10 protein-coding genes are annotated in these 9,912 nt (G+C 66.3%); 9 read left to right on the top strand and 1 reads right to left on the bottom strand.

The window, feature by feature from the left end:
• Positions 1–535 (top strand): SPOR domain-containing protein (locus P1X14_RS10955; RefSeq protein ID WP_277315397.1); only part of this gene is annotated, 535 nt, incomplete at its 5' end.
• Positions 532–1,698, top strand: a complete 1,167-nt coding sequence (locus tag P1X14_RS10950) for a deoxyguanosinetriphosphate triphosphohydrolase (protein WP_277315396.1) — start codon at positions 532–534, stop codon at positions 1,696–1,698. The genes P1X14_RS10955 and P1X14_RS10950, both read left to right, overlap by 4 nt.
• A 36-nt stretch (positions 1,699–1,734) precedes the next feature.
• Here the strand turns inward: P1X14_RS10950 and P1X14_RS10945 are convergent, their stop codons facing one another.
• Positions 1,735–2,019 carry a hypothetical protein gene (locus P1X14_RS10945; protein WP_277315395.1) on the bottom strand — a complete coding sequence of 95 codons (285 nt, stop codon included), beginning with the start codon at positions 2,017–2,019 and terminating at the stop codon, positions 1,735–1,737.
• Positions 2,020–2,236: 217 nt separating this feature from the next.
• On the opposite strand from P1X14_RS10945, the gene P1X14_RS10940 reads away from it, so the two are divergent.
• The 7 genes from P1X14_RS10940 to nagZ all read left to right on the top strand — a co-directional run bounded on the left by P1X14_RS10940 (position 2,237) and on the right by nagZ (position 9,906).
• Positions 2,237–3,847, top strand: a complete 1,611-nt coding sequence (locus P1X14_RS10940; protein WP_277315394.1) for a DUF1800 domain-containing protein — start codon at positions 2,237–2,239, stop codon at positions 3,845–3,847.
• Positions 3,848–3,851: 4 nt separating this feature from the next.
• Positions 3,852–5,006, top strand: coding sequence for a DUF1501 domain-containing protein (locus P1X14_RS10935; RefSeq protein ID WP_277315393.1), 1,155 nt, complete (start codon positions 3,852–3,854; stop codon positions 5,004–5,006).
• A gap of 30 nt (positions 5,007–5,036) precedes the next feature.
• Entirely contained in the window at positions 5,037–5,435 is a 399-nt protein-coding gene (locus tag P1X14_RS10930) for a hypothetical protein (protein WP_277315392.1), read from the top strand.
• Positions 5,436–5,542: 107 nt separating this feature from the next.
• Positions 5,543–6,109 (top strand): hypothetical protein, encoded by a 567-nt coding sequence (locus P1X14_RS10925; RefSeq protein WP_277315391.1) that lies wholly within the window; start codon positions 5,543–5,545, stop codon positions 6,107–6,109.
• A 290-nt stretch (positions 6,110–6,399) separates the two neighbouring features.
• Positions 6,400–8,124: an arginine--tRNA ligase gene (gene argS, locus P1X14_RS10920; protein WP_277315390.1), complete on the top strand. Its 1,725-nt coding sequence runs from the start codon at positions 6,400–6,402 to the stop codon at positions 8,122–8,124.
• A gap of 4 nt (positions 8,125–8,128) precedes the next feature.
• Positions 8,129–8,857 (top strand): SPOR domain-containing protein, encoded by a 729-nt coding sequence (locus tag P1X14_RS10915; RefSeq protein ID WP_277315389.1) that lies wholly within the window; start codon positions 8,129–8,131, stop codon positions 8,855–8,857.
• Between the two features lie 41 nt (positions 8,858–8,898).
• Complete coding sequence (nagZ, locus tag P1X14_RS10910) at positions 8,899–9,906, top strand: beta-N-acetylhexosaminidase (RefSeq protein WP_277315388.1); 1,008 nt, start codon at positions 8,899–8,901, stop codon at positions 9,904–9,906.
• Positions 9,907–9,912: the final 6 nt, after the last annotated feature.

Genomic DNA, 9,912 nt, shown 5'->3' with positions numbered 1-9,912 from the left:
GACCCGCCGCCAGCAGCCTGCGCGGGTGGGCCGCGAGGATCAGCGCCTTGCCGGCATCGTCGACGATATCGACGTGCCCGAATCCGAGATCATCGCGATGCAGGTTCCGCCCGCCGCGCCGGTGGTCCGCGAAACCGCGTCGGAACCCGCGCCCGAGCCGGTCCGCGTCGCATCGGCGCCTGCGCCGAAACCCGCGGCCGCGCGCACTCCGCCTGCACCGGCCAAGAAGAAGGAACCGCCCAAGCCCAAGCCGCCGGCCGAGCCGAAGCGCATCTGGGTTCAGGTTGCGGGCGGCGCGAATGAGGATGTGCTGCCGACGACGTGGAAGCGCCTGTCGAAACAGGCTCCGGCAGCGTTCCGCGGCAAGACCGCGTGGTGGGTGCCGGTGCGCGCCACCAATCGCCTGCTTGCCGGCCCGTTCAAGACCAATGCCGAAGCCCAGACCTTCGTCAACACGCTGAAGAAGGAGGATATTTCTGCCTTCGTCTTCACCAGCGAGGCCGGGCAGAAGATCACCAAGCTGGACCTCCGGTGACCGGCCGGGCTTCCTGGGCCTGCAACCCGGAAGCCAGCCGCGGCCGCCTTCACGAAGAACAGAACGGGACCGCGCGCGGCCCGCGCGATGCGTTCCAGCGCGACCGCGACCGGATCATCCACTCCATCAGCTTCCGCCGCCTGCGCCACAAGACTCAGGTCTTCATGGCGCCCGACGGCGATCATTTCCGCGTCCGCCTGACCCACAGCCTCGAAGTTGCGCAGATCGGCCGCACCATCGCCCGCGCACTGGGGCTGAACGAAGATCTCACCGAAGCGCTCTGCCTTGCCCACGATATCGGCCATCCGCCCTTCGGCCATGCCGGCGAGGACGCGCTGAAGGAAGCGCTGACGGGGCAGGGCGGCTTCGACCATAATGGCCACACGCTGCGTGCGCTCACCCATCTCGACCGGCCCTATCCCGGCTGGGACGGGCTGAACCTCACTTGGGACACGCTGGAGGGGCTGGCCAAGCACAATGGCCCGGTCCGCCACCCGCAATGGGCGCTGGCCGAGGTCGATGCCGCGTTCGATCTCGAACTGACCAGCTGGCCTTCATTGGAGGCCCAGGTCGCGGCGCTGGCCGACGATATCGCGTACGACAATCACGATATCGACGATGGCCTGCGCTCGGGCCTGCTCAGTTTCGATCAACTGATGGACGTGCCGATGATCGCTGAGGGCTGGCGCCGGGTCGAGGCGCGCTTCCCCGGTGTCGCGCCCAAGCGGCTGACCGGCGAACTGATCCGCTCGCAGATTGGCGAGATGGTCAACGATCTGATTGCCGCCACGCGCGCCCGGGTCGCGGCGACCAATGTACAGTCGGTGGCCGATGTCCGTGCGGCGGGAATCGCGCTTGCCGGCTTCTCGGACGCGATGCGCGATGCCGAGCGCGGGCTGAAGCGTTTCATGTATGCCAATCTTTACCACCATCAGAGCCAGCTCGACGCAGCGGATGCGGCGCGCAAGGTGGTGGCCGGGCTGTTCGCCGCCTATGCCGAGGATCCGAAGCGGATGCCGCCCGAATGGCGCGACGCGCTGCCCGGGACGCAGCCCGCACGCAACCGGCACATCGCCGATTTCATCGCAGGCATGACCGATCGCTATGCGATCAATCGCTATGTCGAGATTTACGGTCCGGTGGACCTGCCCGACGCGTTCTGAGAGGCGCCGCGCGGATGCGGCGCCTCCCGGAAACGATCAGTTGGCTGACGCGATCTGGCTGCCCGAAGCCTTGCGCACCGGCACTGCGAACGACACCGGCATGCTGTTCATCGTGCCGCGCACGCGCCCGTCGCGCACTTCGAGGCGGAATTCGCCGCCCGGTGCGGTGCGGCCCTCGATCACAGTCAGTTCGCCGACCTTCTTGGTGGTGTAGGTGTAGCTCACGCCATCCTGCGTGAAGCTGGTGACGGCATCCTGCGCCATCGCAGGCGTTGCGAAAGCGAGCGTTGCGGCTGCTGCTGCGAAAAGAAGCTTGGTCATGTCTATCTCCCTCGGTTCGATGAGAGCCAGACCTGCATCCTCTGCCTGTGCGCGAGAATGTTGCAGTGCAGCATATGCGGCAATCGCAAAGCGCGGCCATGGTGATTGCACGCCACGCAATCGACGAAAGGTTTTGTGCCGGCGACGAACCGGGCCGATGACACACTTCTGCGACAGGTGCGTTCTAGCCCGGTGATCTAGCTTCAGGGGACTGCCCATGTCGGACGCAAGCATCGCCCTCAATCGCTTCGGTCTCGGCGCGCGCGCCGGGGAGCCGCCGGTCACCGACGCAAAGCGATGGCTTACCGGACAGCTCGATCGCTACGACGCGAAGCCCGCGGCCATCGCCGCGCTGCCCGCCACCTCGGTGATCGCCGCCAACCTTGCCGATTATCTTGCGGACGTACGCGAACAGCAGCGCGAGCGCCGCCAGTCGGGCGACATGCCCCAGCGCCCCGGCCAGCGCCGCGCCGCTGGCTACACCCCGCCCGCTGCCACCGGCAGCGATCCGTCCATGACGATGCAAGAGGGGCAGGGGGCGCCCGCCAACGGCCAGATGCGCCGTCGTCGCAACCCGCCGATGCAGGATGGTGCGCAGATGCAGGATGCGCCCGCGATGGAGGACGGCAACGCCGCCCGCGATCCCGTCCAGCAGGCCCGCCAGTTCGCCCGCCGTCAGGGCCGCGACTATTATGCCGCCTCGGTCGGTGCCCGTTGCATGGCCTCGCTCGATACGCCCGCGCCGTTCGTCGAGCGGATGGTGCATTTCTGGGCGAACCATTTCGCGGTCTCGGCCGACAAGCTGACGGTGATCGGTCTTTCCGGCCAGCTCGAATTCGACGCGATCCGCCCGCATGTGCTGGGCAAGTTCCGCGACATGCTGTTCGCGGTCGAGCGGCATCCGGCGATGCTGCTCTATCTCGATCAGGCCCAGTCGGTCGGCCCCAATTCCATCGCCGGCCAGCTCGCCCAGCGCCGTCAGGCCCGGCAACAGCCCGGCCTGAACGAGAATCTGGCGCGTGAGATCATGGAGCTGCACACGCTGGGCGTCCGCACCGTCTATACCCAGGCCGACGTCACCGAATTCGCCCGCGCGATGACCGGCTGGACCGTCTCGGGCCTTGGCCGCGGCCCCGGCGCGCGCTTCGCCGGAGTCGAAGGCAATCCCGGTGATTTCGTCTTCGCCGAACGCCTGCACGAACCCGGCACGCGCACGATCCTGGGCAAGCAATGGTCGCAACAGGGCTATTCGCAGGCCGCGGCGGTGCTCGATATGCTGGCGGTCCACCCCGCCACCGCGCGGCACATCGCCACCAAGATCGCCCGCCACTTCGCGGGAGACGAGCCGCCCGCCACTTTGGTCGCGAAGCTGGAGCGCAATTTCCTCGCCACCGGTGGCGATCTCGCGTCACTGTACCGCACACTGATCGACGCGTCCGAGGTATGGGAACCGAAACAGGCCAAGTTCCGCACCCCATGGGACTGGACCATCGCTTCCTATCGCGCGCTCGGCACGCGCGAGCTTCAGCCGCTCGCTGCACAGAATTTGTTGCGTCAGCTCGGCCAGCCGGTCTGGCAGCCGGGTTCGCCCGCGGGCTGGGACGATGTGGCGGCAAGCTGGGCCGGGCCCGATGCGATCATGCGCCGGGTCGAGGTGGCCGAACGTATGGCCCAGCGCACCCGCGACACGCTCGACGCCCGCGCTCGCGCTGCCGAACTCTTCCCCGGCGCGCTCAGCCCTTCGACGACGCAGGCCATCGCCCGCGCCGAAAGCCCCGGCCAGGGCGTCGCCCTGATGCTCGTCGCCCCCGAATTCATGCGGAGATAAGGTCATGCTGAATCGTCGCACTTTCGTCACTGCCGCCGGCACGGTCGTCCTTGCCACCAGCCTGGGCGGCACGGCGGTGTTCGCAGCAGCGCCCACCAACCGGCGTTTCGTCTTCATCATCCAGCGCGGCGCGGCCGATGGTCTCGGTACGCTCGCTCCGGTCGGCGATCCCGCCTTCGTGCGTCAGCGCGGCGCGCTGGCCGAGGATTTCGCGTCGGCGCCGAAGCTCGATTCGATGTTCGCGCTTCACCCGAACATGACCAATGTCGCCGGACTCTATGCGGCGAAGGAGGCAATGTTCTTCCACGCCGTCGCCTCGCCCTATCGCGACCGCTCGCATTTCGACGGACAGAATGTGCTCGAGACCGGTGGCACCGCGGCCTATCAGGTCAAGACCGGCTGGCTGAACCGCATGCTCTCGCTGCTGCCGCCCGATGAGGCCCGGGCGATCGCCATCGCCGCGACCGTGCCGATGGCGCTGCGCGGCAAGGTCGAGGTCGCCAGCTATGCCCCAAGCGCCTTGCCCGATGCGTCGGACGATCTGCTGATGCGCGTCTCGTCCATGTATCAGGACGATCCCCAGCTCCACGCGGCATGGGAACAGGCCACCGCCACGCGGATGGTCACCAGCGATCTCGCCGCCGATAATGGCCGCAACGCCATCGCGCTGGGCACGCTTTCGGCCAAGCTGCTGGCCGCCGATAATGGCTCGCGCATCGCGATGATCGAAACCGGCGGCTGGGACACCCATGCCCAGCAACGCGGCCGCCTTGGCACCCAGCTTCGCGGTCTCGACGGGATGATCGGCGCGCTGAAGGCGGGCCTCGGGCCGCTGTGGAAGGATACGATGGTCGTCGTCGCCACCGAATTCGGCCGCACGGTGAAGGTCAACGGCACCGGTGGCACAGATCACGGTACCGGATCGATGGCGATGCTGATGGGCGGCGCGGTAAATGGCGGCCGGGTGATCGCCGACTGGCCGGGCCTGAGCGATGCCGCGCTGTACGAAGGGCGCGATCTCAAGCCCACGCTCGGCCTCGACACCGTGATCGGCAGCGCCGTCGCTGGCCATTACGGCGTCGACGGCACCCGCGCGATGGCCGCCCTGTTCCCCGAAGCCCAGCGCGCCAAGCTGATCGACGGACTGGCTAGGGTTTAGTATTGGAGGATTTCCAAGGGGGAGGCGGCTTTGGAAGCCTATTCGGTGTTCGTGATCGGTGGCGATGATGACGAGGCGGTATCATTTGCTACCGATGATGAGGGGGACGATTGCCGACTGACCTGCGTCGTGCGGGGCGAAACGCATATCGTCGATGCGCCCGATTTCTTTCATGCGCTTCAGTTGATCAGGCAGCGCGTGCTCGAGCCGATGGGTCTAATTCCGTTCTGCTATGGTGCCAGTCTCAAGGTATGGCCGTCTGGAATGTCACGCGACATGGGACTTGGATTGACGGCCTACAAAATCGAAACCGGTGAACAGGCATCGGACTTGGTGAACATATTCGACGAAGGGCACGACGTGATCCCTGCGTCGGTTCGAAATCAGGAAGAATTCGCGCAAAGTTGGTTCGCGTCGCTACGCGCTTGAGGGCATTTCACTCGTAGCGGCTATGATGGCGGCATTCGCTGCGCCAGCGCGGCTGATCCTTGACCCATCCCCTTGCACCCACGCCCATTTCCCCGCACCACAGGGCGATGGTCCTGCTGTCCCTGTTCGCCATCGTCTTCGGCGTGAACCTGCTCCCCGCATTCGGCCCGCCGACCTGGTCGATCATCGTCTTCTTCGAGCTGAACCACGATCTCCCGATCTGGGCACTGGTCGCGGTCGCGGCGACGGCCTCCGCGCTCGGGCGGCTCAGTCTGGCCTATGGCGCGCGGCTGTTCTCGGGAAAGCTCTCCAAGAAGATGCAGGCCAATCTCGAGGCCGCCCGCGAAGCGATCCAGAGCCGCAAGCACAATGTCTGGATCGGCCTCGGCCTGTTCGCGCTGTCGCCGCTACCCTCGGGGCAGCTGTTCATGGCGGTCGGGCTGGCGCGGATTCCGCTGCTGAGCTTTACCGCGGCCTTCTTCCTCGGCCGGACGGTTTCCTACACCATCTACGCTTTCGGTGCGCGGACGCTCAAGCAATCCGACATGGGCGACATCTTCGCCGAAGGCTTCACCAGTCCCTGGGGCATCGCCCTCCAGATCGTCATGCTGGCGGGGCTGGTCGCGCTCACCCGGATCGACTGGGCAAAGCGGCTCGGCACCAAAAAGCCTTGACAAAGTTCTCATTTTGTTCTAGATGATTTTCCCGAAGCTTCGAACACTCCCCGGCATCCATTCTCCTGCATCGTCCTCGATGCGGGGCGCCCCATCGCGACCATTCGCGTGCGGGCGTGCCCGGGCAGGCGCGGCGCACGCGCAGCGATTGTGACTCTTGTGACATTCGCCGATCACCCCGATCGGCGGAAACGCCTTCGCATTGCCCGGCCCCGGAGCACGAGCGCCGCTTTGCTTCGCCATCCCGCATCCGCTAAGGGCGCGGCTTCCACGCAACCATTGGAACCGCAATGACGCTCTACACCCGTTTCGCTGCCCATCTCGACGCCGCGCTCGATGCCCTTGTCGCATCGGGCGATCTGCCGGCGGGGCTGGAGCGACGCGCGGTCACGGTCGAGCCGCCGCGCGATCCCAGCCATGGCGATCTCGCCACCAACGCCGCGATGGTCCTTGCCAAGCCGGCGGGCACAAACCCGCGCGCGCTGGCCGAAAAGCTGGTCGCCGAGCTGGAGAAGATCGGCGAAGTCACGGCGGTATCGGTCGCCGGTCCCGGCTTCATCAACCTGACGCTGAACGAAGATGCGTGGCGCAACGAGCTGACCGCGATCCTCGACATGGGCGGCGGCTATGGCCGCTCGGGCGTGGGTGAGGGCGTTACGGTCAATGTCGAATATGTCTCGGCGAACCCTACGGGCCCGATGCATATGGGCCATTGCCGCGGCGCGGTGGTCGGCGATGCGCTGGCCAGCCTGCTCGAATTCATCGGCCACAAGGTGGTGCGCGAATATTATGTCAACGACGCGGGCGGTCAGGTCGACACGCTCGCCCGCTCGGCGCACCTGCGCTACCGCGAGGCGCTGGGCGAGGATATCGGCGAGATCCCGGAAGGGCTGTACCCCGGCGACTATCTGAAGCCGGTCGGGCAGGCGCTCGCTGCCGAATATGGCGACAAGTTCGTCGGCGCGGACGAGAGCAAGTGGCTGATCCTGTTCCGCAAGACCGCGGTCGCGGCGATGCTGGTGCTCATCAAGCACGATCTTGGGCAGCTCGGCATCCATCACGACCTGTTCTCGTCGGAGGCCGAGCTTCAGGCCGAGGGCAAGCCCGAGGCTGCCGAGAAGTGGCTGCGTGAGCAGGGGCTGGTCTATGACGGCGTGCTCGAAGCACCCAAGGGCGAGCTGCCCGACGATTGGGAACCGGTCGAGCTGCCGCTGTTCCGCTCGACGCAATTTGGCGACGATCAGGATCGCCCGATCAAGAAGTCGAACGGCAGCTGGACCTATTTCGGCGCCGATCTCGCCTATCATTACCAGAAGGCGCAATCGGCCGATCAGCTGATCGACATCTGGGGCGCCGACCATGCCGGCACGGTGAAGCGGATCGTCGCCGCCGTCGCCGCGCTGACCGGCGGCAAGACCAAGTTCGACGTGAAGCTGGTCCAGATGGTTCGCCTGCTGCGTGCAGGCGAGCCGGTGAAGATGTCGAAGCGCTCGGGCAATTTCGTCACCCTCGCCGATGTGGTCGAGGAAGTGGGCAAGGACGTCGTCCGCTTCACCATGCTCACCCGCAAGGCCGATGCGCAGATGGATTTCGACTTCGCCAAGGTGCTGGAGACGTCGAAGGAGAACCCGGTTTTCTACGTCCAGTATGCCCATGCGCGGGTGAACTCGATGCAACGCAAGGCTCAGGAAGCGGGGATCGAGTGTCCCGATGTGGACCTGTCTCTGCTTGATACACGCGAGTTGGCGGTGGCGAAGGTCGCCGCGCAGTTCCCGCGCGTCGTCGATTCTGCGGCCGCCGCGCGTGAGCCGCATCGTATTGCCTTCTATCTCTATGACTTGGCAGCCGAGTTCCATTCGCTCTACAATCTTGGGAACGACAATCCGGAGCGCCGTTTCGTCTTGGCCGATCAGGTAAGGTTAACGTGCGCGCGGCTTTATTTGGCGCGCGCCATCGGGCAGGTTGTGCGGAACGGATTGGGAATCATGGGCGTGGAAGCCGTCCAGGAGATGTAGGAAAATGAGTAAGCGTTCGGAGGCCGGCTTCGGTGACGATGACCGCCTCCCCTGGCTGGAATCGGTCGAGGAGGATTATCGCGAGGGCCCGTCGATCTGGCGGATCCTGCTGCTGATCATCCTCGCGCTGGCCGTGGTGGGCGCGATCGTCTTTGGTGCCTGGTGGTATCAGACCCAGCAGGGGCTGGCCGGCAACGGACAACTCATCGAAGCCGCCGAGGGCGACTACAAGGTCAAGCCTGACGATGCCGGCGGCATGAAGGTCGAAGGCGAGGGCGGTGCCGCCTTTGCCACCGGTGAGGGCACGACGACCAATGCTGCGGTCGATACCAATGCCGGCCCCGAAACCCCGATCGACGGCCAGAAGGTCGCGGCTCCGGCAAATGGTTCGGTCTCGGGCACGAAGACCGCCACGGTCGCGGTGCCGCAGAGCGGCGGCGACCTCAAGGCTCGCGCGCCGGGCGCTCCGGTCCAGGCCCCGGCTTCTGGCGCCGGTGCAGGTTCGCTGATCCAGCTTGGCGCCTTCCCCGATCAGCAGGGGGCCGAGGCGGCATGGTCCGATCTCTCGCGCCGCTTCCCGATGCTCGCGCCGCTCGGCCGTTCGATCGAGCGTGGCGAGAAGGACGGCAAGCCGGTCTATCGCCTGCGGGTCAACACCGGCAGCAACACCCAGGCCAAGGAAGTCTGCGCGAAGCTGCAGGCCGGCCGGGCAAGCTGCTACGTCGCGAATTGAACCCCTTCTGAAGTTGGATCGGCTGGGTTAGAGCGGAGGGCATGAAGCCCGTAATCTTCGGCGTCTCCGGTCTCGAACTGACCCCGGAAGAACGCGATTTCTTCCGCGACGCCGATCCGCTCGGCTATATCCTGTTCAAGCGCAACTGCGGCGACCGTGCGCAGATGAAGGCGCTGACCGACAGCCTGCGTGAGCTGTCCGGCCGTAACGACGTGCCGATCCTGATCGATCAGGAAGGCGGCCGGGTCAGCCGCATGGTCCCGCCCGAATGGCCTGCCTTCCCGGCAGGCGCCGCGTTCGGCCCGCTGTATGACACCGCGCCGGTCTCCGCGATCGAGGCGGCTCGCGCCAATTATCAGGCGCTGGGCATGATGCTCGCCGAAGTCGGCGTGAACGTCGATTGCGCGCCCTTGCTCGACGTGGCTCAGCCCGAAGTGACCGTCGCCATCGGCGACCGCGCGTTCGGCGGTGAGCCGATGCGCGTTGCGGCTCTGGGCCAGGCCTGTGTCGAGGGCCTGCGCCGCGGCGGGGTCGTCGGCGTGGTCAAGCATATGCCCGGCCATGGCCGCGCGGTGGTGGACAGCCATCTCGAACTGCCCCGCGTGAAGGTCGATGCCGCCCAGCTCGAACTCGATATCGAGCCGTTCGCCAGCAATGCCGGCGCGCCGATGGGCATGACCTGTCATGTCGTGTTCGAAGCCTGGGACGCGGAGAACCCCGCGACGCTCTCGTCTAAGGTGGTGGGCGACATCATCCGCGGCCGGATCGGCTTCGACGGGCTGCTGATGACCGACGATATCGACATGAAGGCGCTCAGCGGCACGCCGGGTGAGAAAGCCACGAAGGCGCTCGCGGCGGGTTGCGACGTGGTGCTCGATTGCTGGGCGCGGATGGACGAGATGATCGAGATCGCGGGCCTGCTGCCTGACGCCACCCCGGAATGCCTGACCCGGCTCGATCGCGCGATGGCGACGGTCGCGGGCGGATGCGAGGCGGCCGACTATGCGGAGCTGATCGCGAAGCGTGACGCCCTGCTGGCGCTCGCCTGACGGACC

Origin of the sequence: Sphingomonas sp. AOB5 (assembly GCF_029433115.1) — a bacterium.
Lineage (GTDB): Bacteria > Pseudomonadota > Alphaproteobacteria > Sphingomonadales > Sphingomonadaceae > Sphingomonas.
This window is presented reverse-complemented; position numbering and strand designations above follow the sequence as displayed.

What these genes read in the sequence shown, in the direction of transcription:
- P1X14_RS10945 (WP_277315395.1), bottom strand. Translation starts at nt 2,019, where the DNA reads ATGACCAAGCTTCTTTTCGCAGCAGCAGCCGCAACGCTCGCTTTCGCA.
- P1X14_RS10940 (WP_277315394.1), top strand. Translation starts at nt 2,237, where the DNA reads ATGTCGGACGCAAGCATCGCCCTCAATCGCTTCGGTCTCGGCGCGCGC.
- P1X14_RS10935 (WP_277315393.1), top strand. Translation starts at nt 3,852, where the DNA reads ATGCTGAATCGTCGCACTTTCGTCACTGCCGCCGGCACGGTCGTCCTT.
- P1X14_RS10925 (WP_277315391.1), top strand. Translation starts at nt 5,543, where the DNA reads ATGGTCCTGCTGTCCCTGTTCGCCATCGTCTTCGGCGTGAACCTGCTC.
- argS (WP_277315390.1), top strand. Translation starts at nt 6,400, where the DNA reads ATGACGCTCTACACCCGTTTCGCTGCCCATCTCGACGCCGCGCTCGAT.
- P1X14_RS10915 (WP_277315389.1), top strand. Translation starts at nt 8,129, where the DNA reads ATGAGTAAGCGTTCGGAGGCCGGCTTCGGTGACGATGACCGCCTCCCC.
- nagZ (WP_277315388.1), top strand. Translation starts at nt 8,899, where the DNA reads ATGAAGCCCGTAATCTTCGGCGTCTCCGGTCTCGAACTGACCCCGGAA.